Here is a 24,419-nt window from a genome sequence, read left to right as displayed (position 1 = left end):
TGGGGCCGGAGACCGGCCAGTTCAGGCCGCCCGCGCGGGGGCAGTCGCGCGGCACCGCTTCAGGCCGCCAACGCGGGGTCAGTCGCGCCAGCCGCGCAGCACCGCGTCGAACTGTTCCCGCGTCGTGTCCCAGCTCGCCTCGGGGCCCGACATGTAGATCATGTACTCGACACCGTCCCCGTTGATGTACCCCTGCTCGATGGCGTGCCGGGGGCCCTTGGTGGTGTCGCTCGAACCCGCCGTCCAGCGGAACTCCCACAGCGCGCCGGGGTGGTCGCGGAAGTTGTTGGAGTTCAGGTGCAGGCGCTGGTAGTTCGGCAGCTTGAGCTGCCGCTCCAGGTCGATCTGGTGGGCGTAGGGGCTGTCGAAGTCCGGGCTGCGGTCGATGGCGATGCGCACGAAGTGGCGGCCGTTGTCCGGCGTGTAGTCGATCTGGTTGCCGTCGACGCGTCGCGACCAGCCCTTGGGCAGCATCAGACTGAAGCCCTCGGCGTCGCGCACCCGCTCCCAGTCGGCGGGGATGCCGCCGACGATCCGGTCGCCGTCCTTGCCGTCCTTGCCGCCCTTGGTCTCCTGCCCCTCGCTGGCCTCGGCGCGGGCGCGGTCGCCGTTGTCACCGCCGAACTGCAGGTATCCGAACACCGCGCCGCCGCCGAGCAGCGCCGCCGCGGCGACCAGCGCGAGCCGCCTGGCCCAGCGGCCCCTGCCGGGCGCCGGGGCGGGCGTGGGGGTCGCGGGGGCCGTCTGCTGCGCGGTCGCGGGCTGGGCCACGGGCCGGGCCACGGGCGGCGGCAGCTGGTTGGTCCGCGTCGGTACGTACGCCTGCGCGGTGCTGGGCCTGCGCCCCTCCGCGGCCTCGGCGAGCATCTGCTCCGCCTCGTCCGCGCTCGGCCGCGCGGTCGGGTCCTTGCGCAGCAGCGCGGCGATGACCGGGCCGAGGGCTCCGGCGTGCGCGGCCGCCGCGGGCTCCTCCGTCACCACGGCCTGCATGGTGCCGAGCGGCGAGGTGCGGCGGAACGGCGAGTTGCCCTCCACCGCCGTGTACAGCGTGGCGCCGAGCGCCCACAGGTCGGCTGCCGGGCCGGGGTTGGCGCCGCTGACCCGCTCGGGCGCCAGATAGTCGACGGAGCCCACCACTTCGCCGGTGCGCGTGATGGTCTTGTCGCCCTCGATCGCCGCGATGCCGAAGTCGGTGAGCAGCACCCGGCCGTCGTCCGACAGCAGGACGTTGCCCGGTTTGATGTCGCGGTGCAGGACCCCGGCGGTGTGCGCGGCCCGCAGGGCGCGCAGCACCCACAGGCCGATGCGGGCGACCTCGCGCGCCTCGACGCGGCCCCGCTCCTTGACCGCGTCGGCGAGCGAGCAGCCCTCGACGAGCTCCATCACGATCCACGGCCGGTCGTCGTACTCGAGTACGTCGTGGACGGTGACGACGGCGGAGTGGTTGATCTGCGCCTGGGCCCGCGCCTCCGTCTGGGTGCGCGTCAGCAGGACCGCGCGGTCGGCCTCCTGCACCCACTGGGCGGCCGTCAGCTCCTTGACGGCAACGGCCCGGTGCAGCACCTCGTCCCGCGCGCGCCACACCCGCCCCATGCCACCGCTGCCGATGGACTCACCGAGCCGGTAGCGGCCGGCGAGGAGCAGGCCCTGCATCTGATTCACGTTCCCCCGCAGTTGGTCTTGACAGGGCCCAGGTTCTGACAGAGCCAAGGGTAAGGAGGCGTGGGGAGGCAGGGAACGGGAGGGGGTGGCCGGAAGCCGCACTGTGACGGATGCGGTCCCGGTTCTTCGCCGTTCCACCGCGAATCCCCGCATTACCCACGCGTACGGAGAGGGCGCTTCCAGTTGTGTCCGGCGCCGACGAAGACGACGGCTGGGGCGGTTTGGTTCGATCCGCCGTCAATCCGCCGTTGGTCCGCCGTCGATCCGCCATCGGTCCGCCATCGATGCGGTGCGGTCCGGGGTGCATCCGGTGCGGTCCGGGGCGCTTCCGGTGCGGTCCGGGGTGCATCCGGTGCGGCCCTGCGCCCTCCGGCCTGGCCTGCTGGCCCTCCGGCCCCGGGGAGCGTCAGCCGGTGGCCTGGTACGACTTCGACGCCTGCTCGTACAGCCGGTCCACCTCGTCCCGTTCGGCCTCCGGGCCGCGCACCTGCACCACGTGGTACTTGCCGTCCACGATCAGCGCCAGATTGCGCACGAAGACCTCCGTGCCGTCCGAACCCTGCCAGGTGAACTGGCCCTCCGCCATGGCGCGGCCGCCCACGTCGACCCGGCGCATCCCGCTGGACGTGGCCCAGGAGGAGTCCCGGAACGGCTGGAGCTCGCGCTCGTCCTCCTTCTGGTACTTCATCGGGTCCGTGCCGTAGTCCCCGGTGCTGTCCCGGCCCGGGACGACGAGGAGCTCGAACCTGCCGTGGGTGTAGAGCACTTGGTCCCGGCCGTTCATCGCCTGGCGCTGCCAGCCGCTGGCCACGGCGACGCGGAAGCCCTCCGTGTCCTTGCGCAGCGTGAAGCCGGGCGCCAGGTCGGGCGCGGTGGTCTGCGGCTGCTGCGAGCCGGGGGTCTTCTCGCCGTCGGGCGACTTCCCCGGCTTGTCGTCCTGGCCCTCGCCCTTGTCGTCGGGGTCGCCGCCCTGGCCCGGCTTGCCGTTGCCCGCGGGGCGGTCGTCCGGGGCGGTGCTTGACTCGCCCGCGTTGCCCGTGCGCCCCGCGCCCTCGTTCTCATCGGCCTTGGGCATGAACAGCATCGCGTACGTGACCGCCGCCACGAGCCCCGCGAGGATCACCAGGAGCAGCACCCGGCCCAGCGAACGCGGCCCCTGCGCGGGGCGCGGCTCCCGCTCCGGGCGGGGCGCCCGCACCGGCTTGGTGTCCCGGGTGTGCTCCCGGCCGCGCTTGTGGCGGCCGTGGCCGGTGCCCGTGGCGACCGGCGCGGGCGGGCGCCGCTTGCGCACGACCTCGCCGCGGCGGCGCACGACGGGCAGCCTGCCGCCGTCGTACGGCGGTGCCGGGACCACGTGCGTGCCCGCGTCCGGCTCCGGCGCCGACCGCACCAGGGAGCGCAGCCAGCCGCTCAGCTCCTCGAAGTCGATGCGCTCGGTCGGGTCCTGACGCAGCAGCGACTCCACGACCGGCCGCAGCGGCCCGCACTCCTCGGCGAACGCGGGCGGCTCCGCGCACACCATCTGCACCAGCTCGGCGGTGCTCTCCTCCGGGTAGGGCGCGTGGCCCTGGACGGCGCGGAAGAGCAGTGCGCCGAGCGCCCACAGGTCGGTGGCGGGTCCGATGGGCGCGGCGAGCTGCCAGTTCTCGTGCACGGGACCGGCCTGCTCGGGGGCCCAGCGCTCGGTGACCGCGCCCACGACCGTCATCCGCGCGTGCCGGGCCCGCTCGGCGGCCAGCGCGGTGGCGGGGCCGCGCCGGGGACGCCGCTCGGCCGCGGGGTCGTCCCAACGGCCGCTGAGCGCGTGGCCGTCCGGCTCGGAGCCCTCGTACTCGGCGGTCTCCTGGGCCTCCTCGGCCTCCTCCGCCGAGGTGCCGTACCTGTCGTGCCCATCGTGGGCGTCGTACGTGTCGTAGGTGTCGCGCGTCTCGTACCTGTCGTACGCGTCGTCGTCCAGCGGGGCCTGCCGCTGCGGCGGCGCGGACCGCTTGGCCAGGCTCGGGGCCGGGGCGTCGCCCTGCGCGGGCACTCCGGCCCGGGGGACGGCGCCGTGCCACTGCTTGCGCGCGCCGCCGTTCCAGCTCTCCCGCGCGCCCTTGCCATGGGTCTCGCGCGCTCCGCGCACTCCGTACGGATCCGCGATCCGGCCGGTGACGCTGCCGGTGTCGGCCTCGCTGACCTGGGCCGCCGCCCGGGCCGCGCCCGCGCGGTACGCGGCGATCGCACCGGCTCGCGCCGCCCGCAGGTCGGATTCGTAGTCGGGCCCGGGCCGGGCGTCCGGCTCGTGGGCGGGCCCGGTCTCGTACGCGGCTCCGGGCTCGTACGCGTCGGGCGCATAGGCGTCGGACTCGTAGGAGGCGTCGGACTCGTGGGACTCGTACGGCGGGTCGGGCTCGTACGCGGGCTCCGGGGCCGCCGCCACGCCGCGGGCCCGTCCGTCCGCGCCGCCCGCACCGTCCGCGAGGGCGCCCGCGGGCTCCGTGAAGCCGGAGAAGTCCTCGCCCTCGGGCCGCGGGTCGTACCCGCACAGGGCCTCCTCCGCCGCGCCCGCCGCGAGCCCCGTGAGGAGCACGCGCCCGTCGTCACAGACGAGCACCGTGCGCACGGTGATGTTCCGGTGGACCCAGCCGTGCGCGTGCAGCACGCGCAGCGCGGTCACGACGTCGGCGGCGACCTCCGCCGCGCGGAACGGATTCAGGGGCTTGTCGGCGAGCAGCGCCGCGAGCGGCCGGGCCGCCACCAGCTCACTGACTATCCACAGCGAGCCGTCCTCCGCGAACACGTCGAAGACCTGGTCCAGACGCGGATGGTCGGGGATGCGCGCGGCGGCCTGCGCGGCCTCTATGGCCCGGCGCACCGCGGGGTCGCTGGGCCTGCGCGTGGCCCGCGCGCCGGGGCGCCTGGTGGTCCGCGCGCCGGAGCCCGCGCTCCTGAAGCCCTCGGGCAGCCCGCCGGGCAGGACGTCACTCAGGTCGCCGTCGCCATAGCCCTCGTCGCCGACCACTTCCGCCTCGACGACCTCCGGCAGGGGGACCTGCCTGACCAGGACTTCCTGACCGCTGTAGGTGTCGAAGGCGCGGGTCTCGGCGAACTCGTACTCATCGGCCGGCGGCAGCGGCAGGCGGTAGCGGTCGGCGAGCACCCGTCCCGCATAGTCGTCCACGATGCCTCCCCCAACCGCCCGGTGGTCAATTCCGTTCGTTTTACGGCTCGTTGCGCTTGCTTACCCTCCGCAAGCACTCACGATACGTCTCCAGGCCGGACCGTATTGACGGGATGCCAGATCTCACCGGATCGTCAACCACCGGTTCCGGCTCTTCTCGGGGCCCACTCGCGGATCATCCGCGGGGCCACCTCCCGGGTCTCCGCCCGGCCCGCGCTTCGGATCACTCCTCGGATCACTCCTGGGGCACCCCTCGGATCACTTCTTGGGCTCGAACGTGCGCGTGAACGTCCGCCAGGTGTCCCGGCGCTGGTCATCGTCCCAGCGGTCGGCCTTCGACGTGTACATCAGTCCGTAGCCGAGACCGCCGTTGACCACGAAGCCGCGGTCGACCGAGCGGTACTTGGTGCCGCCGTCGACGTAGGTGAACTCCCAGTCGGCCGTGAGCCAGCCGCGGAAGTCCACCTTCTCTATTCGGATCCGCTTGTACGCCGCCCGGCGCATGCCCGACTCCTGGTTCTTCCAGTCGGCCACCGGGTTGTCCTTGGGCGTGGTGGTCCAGCCGACGAGCAGCCGCTGGTCGTCCGGGCCGGTGAAGCGCGCGCCCGCGCGGTCCGTGCTCTTGAACGACCATCCCTTGGGCAGGCCGATCGAGAAGCCCTGCGGGTGCTTGTGCGTCGTCTCGGCGCCGTCGCCCCTGCCCTTGCCCTTGCCCTTTTCCTTGCCGTCCCCGCCGATGGGGGCGCCCTGGCCCGCGCCGTCGTCCTTGCCGGAACCCTGGCCCTCGCCCTGGTCGCCCTTGGCGCCGTCGTCCTTGCCCGAGCCGGAACCGCCGGACTTCTCGTCGTCCGCGTCCTTGCCCTTGCCCTCGCCGCCCGCGCTCGCGCCGCTGGAGGCGGAGGTGCCGGTGCCCTTGCCGCCCTTGTCGCCCTCGTCGCCGTTGAGCGCGAAGGCGAGCACCGTGCCGAGCACGGCGAGCACGACGACCACCGCGATGATCACCAGCGTGCGCCGGGGCACCACGTCCGTGAGCGGCGCCCTGGCGGGCGGTCTGGGCGGTGTGCCGGGCGGCGTCCCGGGCTGGGCGGGCACGTGGGCGCCGTGCGGGGAACCGCCCCCCGCGGCGGCGGAGTTCATCCCGGCACCGACACCGGAAGCGGCACCGGTACCAGCACCGGCGCCGAGGCCGGTGACCGCGCCCGTGCCGGAGCCCGCCGCGGTGGCACGCGTCGCCGCCGGGCCCGTCGTGGGCCGTGCCGGAACACCGGTGCCGGTGCTCGTGCCCGTCGTACGGTTCCCCGGAGCGACCGCTCCGCCCACGGCTCCGGGCGCCGGGGTTCCGGGCGGGGCTCCGGCCGGGGAACCCGTCGCGGGCGCGCCGCCGCCCGTGCCCCGGCCCGTGGCGGAACCGCCGAGTGCCGTGGCACCACCGGCCGCCGCGGCTCCCGCGCCCCGGGACGTCGCCGCCGCGGCCGCCTTCTTGCGCACCGAACGGAACGCGCCCTTCAGCCGCTCCGCCGCCTCCTCGCCCTTACGGCCGCCGGAGGTCCCGGCACCCTGTGCGGGCACGGGAGGCACCGGCGGCAGGGGCACGACCTTCGTGGCGTCCGCCGGGTCCTCGGGGCGCCTGTCCGCCGCGCCGTCCGGGGAGTTGATCACTTCCTGGAGCAGGGCCCGCGCGCTCGCGTCGTCGAGCCGCTGCTCGGGGTCCTTGGCGAGCAGGCCGTAGATGACCTTCTCCAGCAACGGACCGGCGTTCTCCGGAGGGTCGACCGCCTCGGTCATGACGGCGGTGAGCGTGGCGATGGCCGAACCCTTGTCGTACGGCGGCACGCCCTCCACCGCCGCGTAGATCAACCCGCCGAGCGACCACATGTCGGCCGCTGGGCCGGGCTTGTGGCCGCGCGCCCGCTCCGGCGAGATGTACGAGGGCGCGCCGACGAGCATGCCCGTCGAGGTGATGGACGGGTCGCCCTCGACCTGGGCGATGCCGAAGTCGGTGAGGACCACCCGGCCGTCCTCGGCGATGAGGACGTTGGACGGCTTCACATCGCGGTGCAGGATGCCCTCGCGGTGCGCGGAGCGCAGCACGTCGAGCACGGCGAGCCCGACCTCGGCCGCACGCCGCGGTGTGAGCAGCCCGTCCTCGCGGACGGCCTCGGCGAGGGACTTGCCCTCGACGAGCTCCATCACGATCCACGGCCGGTCGTCCTCGTCGACCACGTCATAGACCGTCACCGCGCCGGTGTTGCGGATCCGGGCGATCGCCTTGGCCTCGCGGAGGGTGCGGGTGATGAGGCGCCGCTTCTCCTCGTCGTCGATGCTGGAAGGGAAGCGCAGCTCCTTCACGGCGACCGTGCGGCCCAGCGTCTCGTCCTTCGCCCGCCAGACCGTGCCCATGCCGCCCCGGCCGAGCACGTCACCGAGCCGGTACCGGCCCGCGAGGAGACGCGCGCTCTGATCCTGACGGGCCCCGCCCGTCTGCTCCGCCTCCGACATGCGTCCCCTCAACTACCCGCACAACCCGCCCTGACAGAGCCTTCATTGTCCCTCACCCGAGGACCGGTCAACGCCGCGGGTCGGATGTCCCACATGGTGGACTTCGTCGCCTCGCGAACCCCTGCGCACCACCCCAAACCCCCCTGGTCATACCCTCCTTGGCCACCCCGCTCCGGTCAAACCGCCAGATCTCTGGCGTGTCCTTCCTTGACAACTCCGGACTCGGCCCCTACAGGGGGACGATGTCCGGCGCCCCGAGGCGGGCCGCGTCCGCCGTCAGGTCGTCCGGCTGGCGCTGGGACTCACGCTCGGCCTCCACCCGCTTCTCGTAGTGCTGGACCTCGCGCTCGACTTGGTCCTTGTCCCAGCCGAGCACGGGCGCCATCAGCTCGGCGCACTCGCGGGCGCTGCGCGTGCCCCGGTCGAAGGTCTCGATGGAGATGCGGGTGCGGCGGGTCAGCACGTCGTCCAGGTGCCGGGCGCCCTCGTGCGAGGCCGCGTAGACGACTTCGGCGCGCAGATAGTCCTCGGCCGCGTGCAGCGGGGCGCCGAGCGAGGCGTCGCCCTCGATCAGCTCGATGACCTCTTCGGCCAGCGAGCCGTAGCGGTTCAACAGGTGTTCGACGCGCACCACGTGCAGTCCGGTGCGCGCGGCGATGCCCGCGCGGGCGTTCCACAGCGCGCGATAGCCCTCGGCGCCGACCAGGGGGATGTCCTCGGTGACGCACTCCGCGACGCGCTGGTCCAGGCCGTGCACCGCCTCGTCCACGGCGTCCTTGGCCATGACGCGGTACGTCGTGTACTTGCCGCCCGCCACCACGACCAGGCCGGGCGCGGGGTGCGCGACCGTGTGCTCCCGGGAGAGCTTGCTGGTGGCGTCCGACTCCCCGGCGAGCAGCGGGCGCAGGCCCGCGTACACCCCCTGGACGTCGTCACGGGAGAGGGGGACCGCGAGGACCGAGTTCACATGCTCCAGGAGGTAGTCGATGTCCGCGCTGGAGGCCGCCGGGTGGGCCTTGTCCAGGTCCCAGTCCGTGTCGGTGGTGCCGACGATCCAGTGCCTGCCCCAGGGGATGACGAACAGGACGCTCTTCTCCGTGCGCAGGATCAGACCCGACGTCGAATTGATCCGGTCCTTCGGTACGACCAAATGGATGCCCTTGGACGCCCGGACGTGGAACTGGCCGCGCTCGCCGACCATCGCCTGGGTGTCGTCGGTCCACACCCCGGTGGCGTTGACGATCTGCTTCGCGCGGATCTCGTACTCCCCGCCCGCCTCGACGTCCTGGACGCGGGCGCCGACGACCCGCTCGCCCTCGCGGAGGAAGCCGGTCACCCGCGCGCGGTTGGCAGCCTGGGCGCCATAGGCCGCCGCGGTGCGCACGAGGGTGGCCACATAGCGGGCGTCGTCCATCTGCGCGTCGTAGTACTGGAGGGCCCCGACGAGGGCGTCCCGCTTCAGACAGGGGGCCACGCGCAGGGCGTGACGCCGGGTCAGGTGGCGGTGCATGGGCAGGCCCCGGCCGTGGCCGCGCGCCATCGACATCGCGTCGTACAGCGCGACGCCCGATCCGGCATAGAGCCGCTCCCAGCCCTGGTGCTGGAGGGGGTACAGGAACGGCACCGGCTTCACCAGGTGCGGGGCGAGGCGCTCCAGCAGCAGGCCGCGCTCCTTCAGGGCCTCTCTGACCAGCGCGAAGTCCAGCATCTCCAGATAGCGCAGGCCGCCGTGGATGAGCTTGCTCGACCGGCTCGACGTGCCCGACGCCCAGTCCCTGGCCTCCACCAGGCCCGTGCTCAGGCCGCGCGTCACGGCGTCGAGCGCGGTGCCCGCGCCCACCACACCGCCGCCCACGACGAGAATGTCCAGTTCGCGCTCGGCCATGCTCGCGAGTGACTCGGCACGCTCCGCCGGCCCCAGAGTCGCTGTCCTCACCGCTGCCTCCCGTGGTCGTCGGGTGTGGTCGCGCTCACATCATGCCCAGATTCTTGTCGCGCTCGCCGGGTTCAGCCACCGCCTGTGGACAACACTCCGACGACGGGCGGGGCCCAATGCCGCAAATCGGTCATATTTACTCCTAGTCTGACATTGCGCTGCCCCATCTTGTCCACAGGGCTTGCGCCCTCGTCCCGCTCCGGCTATTGGGAAGGACGGCTCACCGCCATGCCAGCAGACCTCGCCGTCATCGGCCTCGGCCACCTCGGCCTGCCCCTGGCCCAGGCCGCCGCCCACAGCGGCATCGCCACCATCGGCTACGACCCCGCCCGCGCACCCGAGCTCGCGAGCGGCCGCCTTCCCGGCGACGGCGCGGAGGGCACCCTCACCGCCGCCGACGTCCGCCGCATGCTCGCGGGCGGCTTCCGCCCGACCACCGACCCGGCCGAGCTCGGCCGGGTCCGCACCGCCGTCATCTGCGCGCCCACGCCGCAGGCGGCCGACCGCACGCTCGACCTCGGCCCGGTGGCCGAGGCCGCCCGTGCCCTGGCCGCACGCCTGCGCCCGCACACCACGGTCATCCTCGAATCGCCCGCCTACCCGGGAACCACGGAGGAATTCCTCCGCCCCCTCCTCGAAGAGGGCTCGGGCCTGCGCGCCGGACGCGACTTCCACCTCGCCTACTCCCCCGGCCGCCTCGACCCCGGCAGCCGCACCCACGGCTACGCCGGCACCCCCAAGGTCATCGGCGGCCTCACCCCCGCCTGCACCGAGTCCGCCGCCGCCTTCTACGGCCGCCTCACCGACAAGGTCGTACGCGCGCGTGGGCCGCGGGAGGCCGAAACCGTGCACCTCCTGGAGACCAACTACCGCCACGTGAACATGGCGTTGGTCAACGAGATGGCCGTGCTCTGCCACGACCTCGGCATCGACCTCTGGGACGTCATCCGCTGCGCCGAGACCAAGCCGTTCGGCTTCCAGGCCTTCCGCCCCGGCCCCGGCGTCGGCGGCCACGGCGCGCCCCTGGAAGTGCCCGGCCCGGCCCACGGAGCCCGCCCCCTGCGCATGGTCGAGCTCGCCCAGCAGGTCAACGACCGCATGCCCGGCTACGTCATCCAGCGCGCCGCGACCCTGCTCAACGAACACGGCAAGTCCGCCCGCGGCGCGCGCGTGCTGCTGCTCGGCGTCACGTACAAGCCGGACGTCGCCGACCAGCAGGGCGCCCCCGCCCAGGAGATCGCGGTCCGCCTCATGCAGCTCGGCGCCGCCGTCAGCTACCACGACCCGTACGTGGCCCACTGGAACGTTCTCGGCCATCCCGTCCCGCGCGCGGACAGCCTCTACGAAGCGGCCGCCGACGCCGATCTGACGATCCTGCTCCAGCAGCACCGCACCTACGACCTCCAGGGCCTGGCCGTGAAGGCCCAACTCCTGCTCGACACCCGGGGCGCGACCCCGGCGGGCGCCGCCCACCGCCTCTGACCCCTCGTCCGACCCCCTGGGGCACGCCCGCCGCTGCTGCTACCGTGCGGATCCAGCCATTTACCGCACACCAGTGCACTCAGATGTCCCAGGGGGAAACCACATGACGCAGCCCACGCCTCCAGGCCAGCCCGGCTACCCGTACGGCCAGGGCGGAGCCGATCCGTACGGCCAGGGCGGCGCTCAGCAACCGTACGGCCAGAGTGGCGCGCAGCAACCGTACGGCCAGCCGGGCTACGGCTACCCCCAGCAGCCGCAGCAGCCCTACGGCCAGCCGCAGCCCCAGCAGCCGTACGCCCCGTTCCCGCAGCAGCACCAGAACGGCTTCCAGCCCCCGTACACGGTGCCCGCGCCGCCCGCCCCCGCCCGGGGCAACGTGGGCCTCGGCATCGTCGTGGCCTTCGTGACCGCCCTCGTCGCGGCCGGGGTCTACGGAGCCGTCATCGGCGCCACGGAGCACGAGATCGGCTGGGCCGCCGTGGGCGTCGGCTTCGTCGTGGGCCTCGCCACGGGCAAGGCCGGCGGCCGCAACCCCGCCCTCGCGGTGATCTCGGCCGCCCTGTCCCTCGGCGCCGTCTACCTGGGCCAGCTGGTCGGCGCCGCCATGGTCATCTCCGACAAGTTCAACACCAGCTTCTCGACGGTGTTCTTCGACCACTTCGACGCGCTCCAGAAGGGCTGGAAGGAAGACGCCGACGCGATGACGTTCGTGTTCTTCGCGATAGCCGCGGTGGCCGCCTTCGGCGGTGCCAAGCGCGCCGCGCAGTAGAGCGCGCACACACGCGAAGGGGCCCGGCCCGCCTGCTGGCGGACCGGGCCCCTTCGCGCTGCTCAAGCGCGGTGCGACGTCACCGCTTGTGCTGCGAGTCCGCCACCGTCACCTCGACGCGCTGGAACTCCTTGAGCTCGCTGTAGCCGGTCGTGGCCATCGCGCGGCGCAGGGCGCCGAAGAAGTTCATCGAGCCGTCCGGGATGTGCGACGGGCCCGTGAGGATCTCCTCGGTGGTGCCGACGGTGCCCAGGTCGACCTTCTTGCCGCGCGGCACGTCCTCGTGGACGGCCTCCATGCCCCAGTGGTGGCCCTTGCCCGGGGCGTCCGTGGCGCGTGCGAGCGGGGAGCCCATCATCACGGCGTCCGCGCCGCAGGCGATGGCCTTGGGCAGGTCGCCCGACCAGCCCACGCCGCCGTCCGCGATGACGTGCACGTAGCGGCCGCCGGACTCGTCCATGTAGTCGCGGCGGGCGGCGGCGACATCGGCCACGGCGGTGGCCATCGGAACCTGGATGCCCAGGACGTTGCGCGTGGTGTGGGCGGCGCCGCCGCCGAAGCCGACGAGGACACCGGCCGCGCCGGTGCGCATCAGGTGCAGGGCGGCCGTGTACGTGGCGCAGCCGCCGACGATGACCGGGACGTCCAGCTCGTAGATGAACTGCTTCAGGTTCAGCGGCTCGGCGGCGCCGGAGACGTGCTCGGCCGACACCGTCGTACCGCGGATCACGAAGATGTCCACGCCCGCGTCCACGACGGCCTTGGAGAACTGCGCGGTGCGCTGCGGGGAGAGCGCGGCGGCGGTGACGACGCCCGCGTCGCGGACCTCCTTGATGCGCTGCCCGATCAGCTCTTCCTTGATGGGGGCGGCGTAGATCTCCTGGAGGCGGCGCGTCGCGGCCTCGGCGGGCAGCTCACCGATCTCGTCGAGCAGCGGCTGCGGGTCCTCGTACCGCGTCCACAGGCCTTCCAGGTTCAGCACGCCGAGGCCGCCGAGCTCGCCGATGCGGATGGCGGTCGACGGCGACACCACGGAGTCCATGGGGGCCGCGAGGAAGGGCAGCTCGAAGCGGTAGGCGTCGATCTGCCAGGCGATCGAGACCTCCTTCGGGTCGCGGGTGCGCCGACTCGGTACGACGGCGATGTCGTCGAAGGCGTACGCCCGGCGGCCGCGCTTGCCGCGCCCGATCTCGATCTCAGTCACGTGTGTGGCCCTTCAGCTTTCCTACGGCACTCCGTATGCCGTTCCAGTATCCCCGACACGCGCGCGTGGCCGCTACTTGTTGCGGCTGTAGTTCGGTGCCTCGACGGTCATCTGGATGTCGTGCGGGTGGCTCTCCTTGAGGCCCGCCGACGTGATCCGCACGAAGCGTCCGTTGGCCTGGAGCTCGGGCACCGTACGCCCGCCCACGTAGAACATCGACTGGCGCAGACCGCCCACCAGCTGGTGCACGACCGCGGACAGCGGGCCGCGGTAGGGAACCTGGCCCTCGATGCCCTCGGGCACCAGCTTCTCGTCGGAGGCGACGCCCTCCTGGAAGTACCGGTCCTTGGAGAAGGAGCGCTGGTCACCACGGGACTGCATGGCGCCGAGGGAGCCCATGCCGCGGTACGACTTGAACTGCTTGCCGTTGATGAAGAGCAGCTCGCCCGGGGACTCCTCGCAGCCCGCGAGCAGCGAGCCGAGCATGACCGTGTCCGCGCCGGCGACGAGCGCCTTGGCGATGTCTCCGGAGTACTGCAGGCCGCCGTCGCCGATCACCGGGACACCGGCTTCCTTGGCGGCGAGCGACGCTTCGTAGATGGCCGTTACCTGCGGTACGCCGATGCCGGCGACGACGCGGGTCGTGCAGATGGAGCCCGGGCCGACGCCGACCTTGATGCCGTCGACACCGGCGTCGATGAGGGCCTTCGCGCCGTCACGGGTGGCGATGTTGCCGCCGATGACGTCGACGCCGCCGGAGTTCGACTTGATCTTGGCGACCATGTCGCCGACCAGGCGGGAGTGGCCGTGCGCGGTGTCGACGACGATGAAGTCGACACCCGCCTCGATCAGCGCCTGGGCGCGGTCGAAGGCGTCACCGGCGACGCCGACGGCGGCACCGACGATCAGGCGGCCCCCGGCGTCCTTCGCGGCGTTCGGGTACTTCTCGGCCTTCACGAAGTCCTTGACCGTGATGAGGCCCTTGAGGACGCCGCTGTCGTCGACCAGCGGCAGCTTCTCGATCTTGTGGCGGCGCAGCAGCTCCATGGCGTCCACGCCCGAGATGCCGACCTTGCCGGTGACCAGGGGCATCGGCGTCATGACCTCGCGCACCTGGCGGGAGCGGTCCGCCTCGAAGGCCATGTCGCGATTGGTGACGATGCCGAGCAGCTTGCCCGCGCCGTCGGTCACCGGGACGCCGCTGATGCGGAACTTGGCGCAGATCGCGTCGGCCTCGGCGAGCGTGGCGTCCGGGTGCACGGTGATGGGGTCCGTCACCATGCCGGACTCGGAGCGCTTGACCAGGTCGACCTGGTTCGCCTGGTCGGCGATCGACAGGTTCCGGTGCAGTACGCCGACGCCGCCCTGGCGGGCCATGGCGATGGCCATGCGGGACTCGGTGACCTTGTCCATCGCGGCCGAGAGCAGCGGGACGTTCACCCGGACGTTCTTCGAGACGTGCGAGGCGGTGTCGATGTCACCCGGCGCCATGTCCGACGCGCCCGGCAGCAGCAGCACGTCGTCGTAGGTCAGCCCGAGTGTCGCGAATTTCTCGGGCACTCCGTCGACGTTTGCAGTCATGACACCTTCCCCAAATGGCCTTGATCGGTGCGGATGTCCATGCTAACGGGAAGCGTGGCTCTCTCATTCCACAGTTCCGGGTGCCCTACGGCTTCGTAGGTTCACACAGAGTCTCCTCGGGGCCCTCGTCGGCCGGGTCGTGCCCGGTACGGCCGGAGTGCGCCGCTTCGCGACGCGCCGCCACGGCGGAAAAGAGATCCTGGCCACAGCGGCCCGGAACGGGGCGGGGTCCACCGCTCGGGAGGAGCCGGAACGGGGCGGGGCCCACCCCTCGGGAGGACCCGGAAGCGGGTGGCGTCCACCGCTCCGGCGCGGCGGGCCCTACTGCTCGGCCAGCGCCCGCAGACGGCTCAGCGCCCGGTGCTGCGCCACCCGGACCGCACCGGGCGACATGCCCAGCATCTGCCCGGTCTCCTCGGCCGTGAGGCCGACGGCGACGCGGAGCAGCAGCAGCTCGCGCTGGTTCTCGGGGAGGTTCGCCAGGAGTTTCTTGGCCCATTCCGCGTCGCTGCTGAGCAGCGCGCGCTCCTCGGGTCCGAGGGAGTCGTCGGGCCGCTCGGGCATCTCGTCCGAGGGCACGGCGGTCGACCCCGGGTGGCGCATCGCCGCCCGCTGGAGGTCCGCGACCTTGTGCGCGGCGATGGCGAAGACGAAGGCTTCGAAGGGCCGCCCGGTGTCGCGGTAGCGCGGCAGGGCGAGCAGGACCGCGACGCAGACCTCCTGCGCGAGGTCCTCCACGAAGTGGCGGGCGTCACCCGGGAGTCGGGAGAGCCGGGTGCGGCAGTAGCGGATGGCGAGGGGGTGCACATGGGCCAGGAGGTCGTGCGTGGCCTGCTCGTCACCCTCGACAGCGCGAAGGACGAGGGCACCGATCACCGTCGTCTTGTCCTCGCGCATCGGTCCATGGTGCCTCGGCGCTGACTGATCTGTGGCACCGCGTCCATAGTTGTGCACCGAAGCGTTATGAGCAGGTGCGCCGAAACTCATCTCCCGCACCCTCCCCTTGCGCTCGGCCGACTCGTCCCCAAGGAACTCCACACCTTCAAGGATGCGGCATCGGCGACGAAGCGCCACAAGCCGCTCCCGCGGCGGGCGATTGCGGGCGTCCATGGCCCCGCCCGCCGCACGGCGGGCGGGGATCGCCATGCCCCCCGCGACAACCCGTCTAGCGAACCAGGCCCCAGCGGAAGCCGAGCGCCACCGCGTGCGCCCGGTCCGAGGCGCCGAGCTTCTTGAAGAGGCGCCTGGCGTGCGTCTTCACCGTGTCCTCCGAGAGGAAGAGCTCGCGCCCGATCTCCGCGTTGGACCGGCCGTGGCTCATGCCTTCCAGGACCTGGATCTCCCGCGCGGTGAGCGTGGGAGCGGCCCCCATCTCGGCCGACCTCAGCCGCCGCGGCGCGAGCCGCCAGGTCGGGTCGGCCAGGGCCTGGGTGACGGTCGCGCGCAGCTCGGCGCGCGAGGCGTCCTTGTGCAGATAGCCGCGGGCGCCCGCGGCGACCGCGAGCGCGACCCCGTCCAGGTCCTCGGCGACGGTGAGCATGATGATGCGCGCGCCGGGGTCGGCGGAGAGCAGCCGCCGCACGGTCTCGACGCCGCCCAGTCCGGGCATGCGTACGTCCATCAGGATCAGGTCCGAGCGGTCGGCGCCCCAGCGGCGGAGGACTTCCTCGCCGTTGGCCGCTGTCGTCACGCGCTCCACGCCGGGCACGGTCGCGACCGCGCGGCGCAGCGCCTCTCGGGCGAGCGGGGAGTCGTCGCAGACGAGGACGGATGTCATGGCCGTCCTCCGCAGCTGATGCGCGTCACCTTGAGCCTCCAGGCTGGTACAAGTCGTCACCTGTGCGGTTGACGCTCTCGGACACCTGCCCGAGCGCTTGTTGTTTCAACCGCCTCCGCACTCTCAACGATGGTCACTCGAAAGAGTTACGGGTCGGACTGCCGCCTTCGGCACTCTACGTGAGGGCGCGGACACGGCACAGGCGGCATGAAACCGCACATACCTGGTTGAGGGCTATGCCCCATTTAGCGGCTTTTCTTCCCTTTTCCCGGTGTCTGTGGCTAGATTCGCAATGAGTCATATTTTCATCTCCTTAGACAGTAGATGTACGGTCATGGGCACCGTATCCGCGTCACGACGGCTACCAGGAGACACGCAATGGCAGATTTCTCCCGCCTCCCCGGACCGAACGCAGATCTGTGGGACTGGCAGCTCCTCGCGGCCTGCCGCGGGGTGGACAGCTCGCTCTTCTTCCACCCGGAGGGCGAGCGCGGCGCGGCACGGAGCGCGCGCGAGAACTCGGCCAAAGAGGTCTGCATGCGCTGCCCGGTGCGCGCGGAGTGCGCCGCGCACGCGCTCGCCGTACGGGAGCCGTACGGCGTGTGGGGCGGCCTCACCGAGGACGAACGGGAAGAGCTGATGGGACGCGCGCGCAACCGGCTGGTCGCGGCGTCGGCCGGGGGCGGGGGCGCCGCTTCCCCCTGACACCGCGCGGGCCCGGCACCGAGAAGGAACGTTTCCTCTCGCATGCACGCGGGCCGAGCGCCCAGCGCGTCGCCGAGCGCCCAGCGCGTCGCCGAGCCCCCAGCGCGTCGCCGGGCGCCCGGTGGCGTACTCAGCGCTCGGCGGCGCGGGCCAGCCGGTCGAGGGTCGCCGCGACCGCCGGCACCTGGGCCAGGTCCGGCAGCGTGAGCGCGACGATCTCCCGGCGCACGGCGGGCTCCACCACCACCGCGCGGGCCCCCTTGGGCCGCACCGACTCAAGGGCGAGCTCGGGCAGGACCGCGACGCCGAGGCCCGCGCCGACCAGGCCGATCACCGCCGGGTAGTCGTCGGTCGCGAAGTCGATGCGGGGCTCGAAGCCGGCGCCGCGGCAGACCTCGACGAGCTGGCGGCGGCAGCGCGGGCAGCCCGCGATCCACGACTCGCCGGCCAGCTCGCCGATGGTGACGGCGTCCGCCTTCGCCAGGCGGTGCCCCTCCGGGACGAGGCCGACGAGCCGGTCGGCGAGCAGGGGCCGTACGACGAGGTCGTCCCACTCCTCGGCGGCGCCCGCCCCCTCGTACCGGAAGGCGAGGGCCACGTCGCAGTCGCCCTCGCGGAGCATCTCCACCGAGCGCGGCGGCTCGGCCTCCTCCAGGGAGACGCGGGTACCTGGGTGGGCGGCGCGCAGGGCGGCGAGTGCGCCGGGGACGAGCGTGGAGGAGCCGCTGGGGAAGGAGACGAGCCGGACCCGGCCCGCGCGCAGGCCCGCGATCGCGGCGACCTCCTCCTCGGCCGCGGTCAGCCCGGCGAGGATGCCCGCGGCATGCCTGACCAGGGCCTCGCCCGCCTGCGTGAGGCGCATCTCGCGGCCCGCACGGATGAGCAGCGGGGTGCCCGTGGACGCCTCCAGGGCCTTCATCTGCTGGCTGACGGCGGGCTGGGTGCAGCCGAGCTCGCGGGCCGCGGCCGAGAAGGAGCCGGTGGCGGCCACGGCGCGCAGGACACGGAGATGACGGGCCTCGATCATGCGTCGAGCATAAGTGACCCTTGGGAGGAATGCATAATATTGCGTAGCTGCTTTGAGCACGTTCCCTTAGCCTGACCGCATGAAGCTTCTCTCCGTGAATGTGGGCCGTCTGAAGTCCGTCCCGTACACCAGCGCCCCCAGCAACCTCACCGGGATCGACAAACAGCCCGTGGACGAGCCCGTTCGGGTGACGGCGCCCGGCCCCAAGGGCACCGGCGGCAGCGGACTCGCGGGCGACTCGATCGGCGAACTGCGCCACCACGGCGGGAACGACCAGGCGGTGTACGCCTTCGCGCGCGAGGACCTCGACGCCTGGGGGCGCCGGCTCGGCCGCGAGCTCCCCAACGGCGGGTTCGGCGAGAACCTCACCACGACCGGCGTCGACGTGAACGGCGCGCTGATCGGGGAGCGTTGGCGCGTCGGCGAGGACCTGCTCCTGGAGGTCACCTCGTCCCGCATCCCCTGCCGTACGTTCCAGGGCCACATGGGTGAGCAGGCCTGGGTGCGGCGGTTCACCGAGGCGTTGCTGCCCGGCGCGTATCTGCGGGTGCTCGAACCGGGCGCGATCCAGGCGGGCGACACGGTCGAGATCGCGCACCGCCCCGACCACGACGTCACCGTCGCGCTGCAGTTCAGGGCGGTGACCTCGGAGCGCTCGCTGCTGCCGAGGCTGCTCGCGGCCGGGGACGCGCTGCACCCCGAGGCGACGGAGAAGGCCCTCAAGTACGTGGAGAAGCACGGCGGTTGACGCGCGCCGGGGCGCCCGCGCCGGCCTGGTGCGCGGAGCACGTGGCGCGGGGACGCCCGTGGCCTCACTAGCCTTGGTCCATGACTACGGCTCTCATCACGGGTGCGACCTCGGGCATCGGTGCCGCCTTCGCACGGCGCCTGGCCACCGACGGCCACAACCTCGTCCTGGTGGCACGTGACACGAAGCGGCTGCGGGAGCAGGCGACCGAGTTGCACGACCGGCACGGGAACGAGGTGGAGGTACTGACCGCGGACCTCTCCACGGACGACGGGATCGCGGCCGTCGAACAGCGGCTCGCGAACCGGCGCGACCCGGTCGACCTGCTCGTCAACAACGCGGGCTTCGCCAACAAGGGCCGCTATCTGGAAGTCCCCATGGCCGACGAGCTGACGATGCTGAAGGTGCACTGCGAGGCGGTGCTCCGGCTGACGTCGGCGGCGGTCGGGACCATGCGGGAGCGGGGGCGCGGGGGCGTCGTGAACGTGGCGTCGGTGGCCGCCTTCGTGCCGCGCGGCACCTACGGGGCGTCGAAGGCGTGGATCGCGCAGTTCACCCAGGGCGCGGCGCGGGACCTCGCCGGGTCCGGGGTGCGGCTGATGGCCCTGTGCCCCGGCTTCGTCCGCACCGAGTTCCACGAGCGGGCGGGCATGGGCACGGACAACATCCCCAAGTGGCTCTGGCTGGACGCGGACAAACTGGTCTCCACCGCCCTCACCGACCTGGCCCGCGGCAAGTCCCTCTCCGTGCCCGACCCCCGCTACAAGGCGATGATGGGCGTGGTGAAGGTGACGCCGCGCGCCCTGCTCGGCGGGGTGACGTCGAGGACCGGCCGCAAGTACGAGCCGCGCTAGAAGGCGCCCCCGAAAGGGGCGCGGGGCTGTATCCATGTGCGGCTCCGCCGCGTGGGCGCGACCGGCCCCCCGCGGCCGACGGGACCGCGCACCCCGGCGGACGCGGAGCCGCAGGGCGGGGCGGACAGCGCGAAGGCCCGGTATCCCGCGACGGGATACCGGGCCTTCGTCGGTTCTGGCCGACCGCTCGGCTCAGGTCATGCTCAGTGGGAGTGACCGTGGCCGTGGCCGTGACCGGCGTCGGCCTCTTCCTCGGCCGGCTTCTCGACGACCAGGGTCTCGGTCGTGAGCAGCAGGGAGGCGATGGAGGCCGCGTTCTCCAGGGCGGAGCGCGTGACCTTCACGGGGTCGATGACGCCGGCCTTGACCAGGTCGACGTACTCGCCGGTCGCGGCGTTGAAGCCCTGGCCCTTCTCCAGCTCCGCCACCTTGGTGGTGATGACGTAGCCCTCGAGGCCGGCGTTCTCGGCGATCCAGCGCAGCGGCTCGACGACGGCGCCACGGACGACGGCGACACCGGTGGCCTCGTCGCCCTCCTTGCCGAGGCCGCCCTCGAGCACCTTGGCGGCGTGGACGAGCGCGGAGCCACCACCGGAGACGATGCCCTCCTCGACCGCGGCGCGGGTCGCGGAGATGGCGTCCTCCAGACGGTGCTTCTTCTCCTTCAGCTCCACCTCGGTGGCGGCGCCGACCTTGATCACGCACACGCCGCCGGCGAGCTTCGCGAGGCGCTCCTGCAGCTTCTCGCGGTCCCAGTCGGAGTCGGTGGTCTCGATCTCGGCCTTGATCTGGGCGACGCGGCCCTCGACGTCACCGGCGTTGCCGCCGCCGTCGACGATGGTGGTGTCGTCCTTGGTGATCGTCACGCGGCGGGCGGTGCCGAGCACGTCGAGACCGACCTGGTCGAGCTTGAGGCCGACCTCTTCGGCGATGACGGTGCCGCCGGTGAGGGTGGCCATGTCGCCGAGCATCGCCTTGCGGCGGTCGCCGAAGCCGGGGGCCTTCACCGCGACGGCGTTGAAGGTGCCGCGGATCTTGTTCACGACGAGGGTCGAGAGGGCCTCGCCCTCGACGTCCTCGGCGATGATCAGGAGCGGCTTCGAGGAGCCGGCCTGGATGACCTTCTCCAGGAGCGGCAGCAGGTCCTGGATGGAGGCGATCTTGCCCTGGTGGATGAGGATGTACGGGTCCTCGAGGACGGCCTCCATGCGCTCCTGGTCCGTCACGAAGTACGGCGACAGGTAGCCCTTGTCGAAGGCCATGCCCTCGGTGAAGTCCAGCTCGAGACCGAAGGTGTTGGACTCCTCGACGGTGATGACACCGTCCTTGCCGACCTTGTCCATCGCCTCGGCGATGAGCTCGCCGACCTGCTGGTCCTGGGCGGAGAGCCCGGCCACGGCGGCGATGTCGGACTTGTCGTCGATCGGCCGCGCGGTGGCGAGCAGCTCGTCGGAGACGGCCTTGACGGCGGCGTCGATGCCCTTCTTCAGGGCGGCCGGGGAGGCACCCGCGGCAACGTTGCGCAGGCCTTCCTTGACCAGGGCCTGGGCGAGCACGGTGGCGGTGGTGGTGCCGTCACCAGCGATGTCGTTGGTCTTGGTCGCCACCTCCTTCACCAGCTGGGCGCCGAGGTTCTCGTACGGGTCCTCGACCTCGACCTCACGGGCGATGGTGACGCCGTCGTTGGTGATGGTCGGGGCGCCGAACTTCTTGTCGATGACGACGTTGCGGCCGCGGGGGCCGATCGTCACCTTGACCGTGTCGGCAAGCTTGTTGACGCCGCGCTCAAGGGCGCGACGGGCGTCCTCGTCGAACTTCAGGATCTTCGCCATGGGAGCGATTCAGCCCTCTCGGAAAACTCGGGTGAACGAACTGCGCCCCTCGCCGCCCGGCAATCAGCGGGGTGACCAGGGGCGCAGCGCGAAACAAATCTGCTGGGTGAAGCAGGTGACTAGCGCTCGATCACTTCTCGATGATCGCGAGCACGTCGCGGGCGGAGAGCACCAGGTACTCGTCGCCGTTGTACTTCACCTCGGTGCCGCCGTACTTGCTGTAGAGCACGACGTCGCCGACCTTCACGTCGAGCGGCAGGCGCTCGCCGTTCTCGAAGCGGCCCGGGCCCACGGCGAGGACGGCGCCCTCCTGGGGCTTCTCCTTCGCGGTGTCCGGAATAACCAGGCCAGAGGCCGTGGTCTGCTCGGCGTCGAGCGGCTGGACCACAATGCGGTCCTCGAGCGGCTTGATGGCAACCTTGGAGCTGGCGGTCGTCACGATCCGACCTCCCCCTTCGGAGATCTCGCGGGGTTAACTGATCTAGAGGTGGCGACCAGGTCGATCCGTCGTCGCGGGTGCCGGACCTGCCCGTCGCTTCTGGCACTCTCCAGGTGGGAGTGCCAGGCCCGAGACTAGGACGGCGATTAGCACTCGGTCAAGCGGAGTGCCAATTGACTGCCGCCGGCTTGGCAGGTTTCCCCCTCCGCGAGGGGTGGGCGAGGGGCTAGCGGGGGGCTCCGGGCGAGGCCGTGGGCGGGTGCTCCTTCGGGCAACGTTTCGCGTGCGGGGTGGGTTCCGCGCGGGGCGCGGGGGCGCTGGGGCTCCGCCCGGAGGGGGGCCTCTCCGCCCGGGGTCCGGCCAACGGTCGCTCGGCACAGCCAGGAGACATCTTCTCGGCCGCCTTCCTCCCCAGCCTCTCGATCGGGTCCACCGACTGGGCGCAGCCCGTCAGCAGGAGGGGGGCCAGGAGGAGCACCGCGGTGGCGGCGCGCCTCACAGGTAGTCCTCCAGGCGGGCCACCGCGTACCCCCTGTCGGTGACCGTCTTCAGGACCGTGCGGACCATGTCGGGCATCGTGCCCTTCCAGTCCTCGCGGCCCCGGAAGTGCGTGAGGATGATGTCGCCGGGGTGCAGGTCCTTGTCCCATTCGCGCCACTCCATGTGGTCGGCGAAGCCCTCGGACGCCCACAGCGGCACCGCCTTGACGCCGCAGGACCTGGCGGCGCGCAGGGTGTCGCGGTTGTAGTTGCCGTACGGCGGCCGGAAGAGCTCGGGGCGCTTGCCGTACCGCCGCTCGATGACGTCCTGCATGCCGCAGATCTCGTGCCGCTGGGCCTCGTACGAGAGACCGGGCAGATAGCGGTGGTTGAGGGTGTGGTTGTTCAGCGTGACGCCGTGGTCCCGCATCCGCTTGAAGTAGCCGTAGTCCTCCTTGACGAGGTAGTCGCTGAGGAACGCGGTGTACGGGATCTTCAGGTCGCTCATCATCCGCAGGAAGGCCGGATCCTTCTCGGCGCCGTCGTCGACGGTCAGGAAGACGACCTTGTCCTTGGTCGGCACCGTGGTGAACACCGGCGGCAGCTCCGCCTGCCCCCGCACCTCGAAGCCCTTGCGCGTGGCGGGACGCGTCTTGACGGCGGGCGCGGCGGGCGCCGTGAGCGGGACCTCGGCGAGTCCCCAGCGCTTCGCGGCGGCGGCCCGCGCGGCCTGGCTGGCGCGCAGCCGCTGGGCGTACTCGCGCAGGGCCTGGGCGGGCGGGGCGAGGCGCGGCTGCTGGCCGTGGGCGGCGGGCGCCCCGTGCTCGCGCCCCGCACCGGCGTCCGGGTCCGACGCGCAGCCGGAGGCGACCGCGCCGACGCCGAGCGCGGCAAGGGCGAGCAGCGCCCGCCCCCTCACCATTCGTACCCATTCTCCATTTTGTCGTACTAGTCGCATGGCGCCGGATCCTCGCAGTTCAGAGCCCTGCCGAGGGCTCGACACCGCCGCCGGACGCGCACCTTCCACCGACTGGCCCACAATGGGCCGGTGAACGCTCCGCACGATCCGCAGCCCGCCACGACGGCCTTCGCCGCGCTCCTCACCGCCGAGGGCACCGCCCTCCTCGACGCCGTACGGGAGGTCGAACCGGCCGCGGAGCTCGCGGTCGCGACCCGGCTGCGCCGCGACCACCCCGCCGACCTGGTCTCGGCGGCGCTCGCCCAGGCGCGGCTGCGACAGCGGGCGGTGGCGAAGTTCGGCGCCGGGGACGCCGCGCGGATGTTCTTCACGCCGAACGGCGTCGAGCAGTCCACGCGCACGTCCGTCGCGACGTACCGGGCGGAGCGGTTCAAGGAGCTCGGCGTGCGGCGGATCGCCGATCTGTGCGGCGGCATCGGCGGCGACGCGATCGCGCTCGCACGCGCCGGAATCGAGGTCCTCGCGGTCGACCACGATCCGCTGACCTGCGCGGTCGCCCGCGCGAACGCCGCCGCCCTCGGGCTGGAGGACCTCATCGAGGTCCGTGAGGCGGATGTCACGGAGGTGGACACGGCCGGGTACGACGCGGTCTTCGTGGACCCCGCGCGGCGCGGCGGGCGCGGGCGGATCTTCGACCCGGAGGCGTACTCGCCCCCGCTGTCCTGGGCGGTGGCGGCCGCGCGGAAGGCCCCGCGCGCGGCCCTGAAGATCGCCCCCGGCATCCCGCACGAGGCGGTGCCCGAGGAGGCGGAGGCCGAGTGGATCTCGGACGGCGGGGACGTGAAGGAAGCGGTGCTGTGGTTCGGCACGGACGCGCCCGGCTCGCACCGGGCGACCCTTCTGCCTTCACGCGCCACTTTGTGCGCGGGGCGCGCGGTCATGCTCCCGGACCCCGATGTGCGCCCCGTCGGCCGCTATCTGTACGAGCCGGACGGCGCCGTCATCCGCGCCCATCTCGTCGCGGAGGTCGCCGCGCGGGTCGAGGGCGGGCTCGTCGACGAGACGATCGCCTACGTCACCTCCGACGTGGCCCGTACGACGCCGTACGCCAGCGCGTACGAGATCACGGACCAGCTGCCGTTCAACGTGAAGAAGCTCAAAGCGCTGCTGCGGGAGCGTGAGGTCGGTGTGCTCACGGTCAAGAAGCGGGGCTCGGCCGTGGAGCCGGAGGAGCTCCGCCGCAAGGTGAAGCCCCGGGGCCCCGGCTCCGCCACGGTCTTCCTCACCCGGGTCGCGGGCGCGCCCACCATGCTCGTGGGGCACCCGGCCCCCTGACCCCGCCC

18 protein-coding genes are annotated in these 24,419 nt (G+C 72.5%); 6 read left to right on the top strand and 12 right to left on the bottom strand.

The genetic code is table 11. From position 1 onward, the window contains the following. Positions 1-78: 78 nt before the first annotated feature. The 4 genes from C9F11_RS25050 to C9F11_RS25035 all read right to left on the bottom strand — a co-directional run bounded on the left by C9F11_RS25050 (position 79) and on the right by C9F11_RS25035 (position 9,260). Positions 79-1,653 (bottom strand): serine/threonine-protein kinase, encoded by a 1,575-nt coding sequence (locus C9F11_RS25050; protein WP_138966961.1) that lies wholly within the window; start codon positions 1,651-1,653, stop codon positions 79-81. 415 nt (positions 1,654-2,068) lie between these two features. After that, positions 2,069-4,825 (bottom strand): protein kinase, encoded by a 2,757-nt coding sequence (locus C9F11_RS25045; RefSeq protein ID WP_138961355.1) that lies wholly within the window; start codon positions 4,823-4,825, stop codon positions 2,069-2,071. A 258-nt stretch (positions 4,826-5,083) separates the two neighbouring features. Next, positions 5,084-7,324 (bottom strand): serine/threonine-protein kinase, encoded by a 2,241-nt coding sequence (locus tag C9F11_RS25040; protein WP_138961354.1) that lies wholly within the window; start codon positions 7,322-7,324, stop codon positions 5,084-5,086. A 229-nt stretch (positions 7,325-7,553) separates the two neighbouring features. Further along, positions 7,554-9,260 carry a glycerol-3-phosphate dehydrogenase/oxidase gene (locus C9F11_RS25035; protein WP_138961353.1) on the bottom strand — a complete coding sequence of 569 codons (1,707 nt, stop codon included), beginning with the start codon at positions 9,258-9,260 and terminating at the stop codon, positions 7,554-7,556. 228 nt (positions 9,261-9,488) lie between these two features. On the opposite strand from C9F11_RS25035, the gene C9F11_RS25030 reads away from it, so the two are divergent. Both C9F11_RS25030 and C9F11_RS25025 read left to right on the top strand, forming a co-directional pair. Beyond that, positions 9,489-10,742 carry a nucleotide sugar dehydrogenase gene (locus C9F11_RS25030; protein ID WP_138961352.1) on the top strand — a complete coding sequence of 418 codons (1,254 nt, stop codon included), beginning with the start codon at positions 9,489-9,491 and terminating at the stop codon, positions 10,740-10,742. 103 nt (positions 10,743-10,845) lie between these two features. Then, positions 10,846-11,511 carry a hypothetical protein gene (locus C9F11_RS25025; protein ID WP_138961351.1) on the top strand — a complete coding sequence of 222 codons (666 nt, stop codon included), beginning with the start codon at positions 10,846-10,848 and terminating at the stop codon, positions 11,509-11,511. Between the two features lie 79 nt (positions 11,512-11,590). Here C9F11_RS25025 and C9F11_RS25020 read toward each other — a convergent pair whose 3' ends face one another. The 4 genes from C9F11_RS25020 to C9F11_RS25005 form a co-directional block, all read right to left on the bottom strand. Further along, positions 11,591-12,715, bottom strand: coding sequence for a GuaB3 family IMP dehydrogenase-related protein (locus C9F11_RS25020; RefSeq protein WP_030681695.1), 1,125 nt, complete (start codon positions 12,713-12,715; stop codon positions 11,591-11,593). Between the two features lie 72 nt (positions 12,716-12,787). Then, positions 12,788-14,296, bottom strand: coding sequence for an IMP dehydrogenase (gene guaB / locus C9F11_RS25015; RefSeq protein WP_138961350.1), 1,509 nt, complete (start codon positions 14,294-14,296; stop codon positions 12,788-12,790). Positions 14,297-14,617: 321 nt separating this feature from the next. Next, positions 14,618-15,193 carry a sigma-70 family RNA polymerase sigma factor gene (locus tag C9F11_RS25010; protein ID WP_138961349.1) on the bottom strand — a complete coding sequence of 192 codons (576 nt, stop codon included), beginning with the start codon at positions 15,191-15,193 and terminating at the stop codon, positions 14,618-14,620. A 268-nt stretch (positions 15,194-15,461) separates the two neighbouring features. Then, the gene (locus tag C9F11_RS25005) at positions 15,462-16,073 is read right to left on the bottom strand and encodes a response regulator transcription factor (RefSeq protein ID WP_003948568.1); all 612 of its coding nucleotides are present in this window, start codon (positions 16,071-16,073) and stop codon (positions 15,462-15,464) included. A 378-nt stretch (positions 16,074-16,451) separates the two neighbouring features. Between C9F11_RS25005 and C9F11_RS25000 the strand changes: the two genes are divergently transcribed. After that, on the top strand, positions 16,452-16,778 hold the full coding sequence (locus C9F11_RS25000; protein WP_138961348.1) for a WhiB family transcriptional regulator: 327 nt from the start codon (positions 16,452-16,454) through the stop codon (positions 16,776-16,778). 130 nt (positions 16,779-16,908) lie between these two features. Here C9F11_RS25000 and C9F11_RS24995 read toward each other — a convergent pair whose 3' ends face one another. Then, positions 16,909-17,805 carry a LysR family transcriptional regulator gene (locus C9F11_RS24995; RefSeq protein ID WP_138961347.1) on the bottom strand — a complete coding sequence of 299 codons (897 nt, stop codon included), beginning with the start codon at positions 17,803-17,805 and terminating at the stop codon, positions 16,909-16,911. A 79-nt stretch (positions 17,806-17,884) separates the two neighbouring features. Between C9F11_RS24995 and C9F11_RS24990 the strand changes: the two genes are divergently transcribed. Together C9F11_RS24990 and C9F11_RS24985 are read left to right on the top strand one after the other, a co-directional pair. Continuing rightward, a complete protein-coding gene (locus tag C9F11_RS24990) occupies positions 17,885-18,553 on the top strand; it encodes an MOSC domain-containing protein (protein WP_138961346.1) in 669 nt (222 codons plus the stop codon). 80 nt (positions 18,554-18,633) lie between these two features. Further along, a complete protein-coding gene (locus tag C9F11_RS24985) occupies positions 18,634-19,407 on the top strand; it encodes an SDR family oxidoreductase (protein ID WP_138961345.1) in 774 nt (257 codons plus the stop codon). Positions 19,408-19,610: 203 nt separating this feature from the next. Here C9F11_RS24985 and groL read toward each other — a convergent pair whose 3' ends face one another. The 3 genes from groL to C9F11_RS24970 all read right to left on the bottom strand — a co-directional run bounded on the left by groL (position 19,611) and on the right by C9F11_RS24970 (position 23,079). Next, positions 19,611-21,239: a chaperonin GroEL gene (gene groL / locus C9F11_RS24980; protein ID WP_138961344.1), complete on the bottom strand. Its 1,629-nt coding sequence runs from the start codon at positions 21,237-21,239 to the stop codon at positions 19,611-19,613. A gap of 130 nt (positions 21,240-21,369) precedes the next feature. Further along, positions 21,370-21,678 carry a co-chaperone GroES gene (gene groES / locus C9F11_RS24975; protein ID WP_004955293.1) on the bottom strand — a complete coding sequence of 103 codons (309 nt, stop codon included), beginning with the start codon at positions 21,676-21,678 and terminating at the stop codon, positions 21,370-21,372. A gap of 495 nt (positions 21,679-22,173) precedes the next feature. Further along, positions 22,174-23,079 carry a polysaccharide deacetylase family protein gene (locus tag C9F11_RS24970; RefSeq protein WP_249401877.1) on the bottom strand — a complete coding sequence of 302 codons (906 nt, stop codon included), beginning with the start codon at positions 23,077-23,079 and terminating at the stop codon, positions 22,174-22,176. Between the two features lie 126 nt (positions 23,080-23,205). Between C9F11_RS24970 and C9F11_RS24965 the strand changes: the two genes are divergently transcribed. Beyond that, positions 23,206-24,411, top strand: a complete 1,206-nt coding sequence (locus C9F11_RS24965) for a class I SAM-dependent methyltransferase (RefSeq protein ID WP_249401876.1) — start codon at positions 23,206-23,208, stop codon at positions 24,409-24,411. Positions 24,412-24,419 lie beyond the last annotated feature (8 nt).

The organism is Streptomyces sp. YIM 121038 (assembly GCF_006088715.1).
Taxonomy (GTDB): Bacteria; Actinomycetota; Actinomycetes; order Streptomycetales; family Streptomycetaceae; genus Streptomyces.
Note: the sequence above shows the minus strand (reverse complement) of the source record. Positions and strands in the feature narration are given on the sequence as shown.

Bases quoted from the DNA above. Each gene is read 5' to 3' on its own strand.
- C9F11_RS24985 (WP_138961345.1), top strand. From the start codon at position 18,634: ATGACTACGGCTCTCATCACGGGTGCGACCTCGGGCATCGGTGCCGCC.
- C9F11_RS25005 (WP_003948568.1), bottom strand. From the start codon at position 16,073: ATGACATCCGTCCTCGTCTGCGACGACTCCCCGCTCGCCCGAGAGGCG.
- guaB (WP_138961350.1), bottom strand. From the start codon at position 14,296: ATGACTGCAAACGTCGACGGAGTGCCCGAGAAATTCGCGACACTCGGG.
- C9F11_RS25025 (WP_138961351.1), top strand. From the start codon at position 10,846: ATGACGCAGCCCACGCCTCCAGGCCAGCCCGGCTACCCGTACGGCCAG.
- C9F11_RS25040 (WP_138961354.1), bottom strand. From the start codon at position 7,324: ATGTCGGAGGCGGAGCAGACGGGCGGGGCCCGTCAGGATCAGAGCGCG.
- C9F11_RS25050 (WP_138966961.1), bottom strand. From the start codon at position 1,653: ATGCAGGGCCTGCTCCTCGCCGGCCGCTACCGGCTCGGTGAGTCCATC.
- C9F11_RS25010 (WP_138961349.1), bottom strand. From the start codon at position 15,193: ATGCGCGAGGACAAGACGACGGTGATCGGTGCCCTCGTCCTTCGCGCT.
- C9F11_RS24995 (WP_138961347.1), bottom strand. From the start codon at position 17,805: ATGATCGAGGCCCGTCATCTCCGTGTCCTGCGCGCCGTGGCCGCCACC.
- C9F11_RS25030 (WP_138961352.1), top strand. From the start codon at position 9,489: ATGCCAGCAGACCTCGCCGTCATCGGCCTCGGCCACCTCGGCCTGCCC.
- groL (WP_138961344.1), bottom strand. From the start codon at position 21,239: ATGGCGAAGATCCTGAAGTTCGACGAGGACGCCCGTCGCGCCCTTGAG.
- C9F11_RS24970 (WP_249401877.1), bottom strand. From the start codon at position 23,079: ATGGTGAGGGGGCGGGCGCTGCTCGCCCTTGCCGCGCTCGGCGTCGGC.
- C9F11_RS25000 (WP_138961348.1), top strand. From the start codon at position 16,452: ATGGCAGATTTCTCCCGCCTCCCCGGACCGAACGCAGATCTGTGGGAC.
- C9F11_RS24990 (WP_138961346.1), top strand. From the start codon at position 17,885: ATGAAGCTTCTCTCCGTGAATGTGGGCCGTCTGAAGTCCGTCCCGTAC.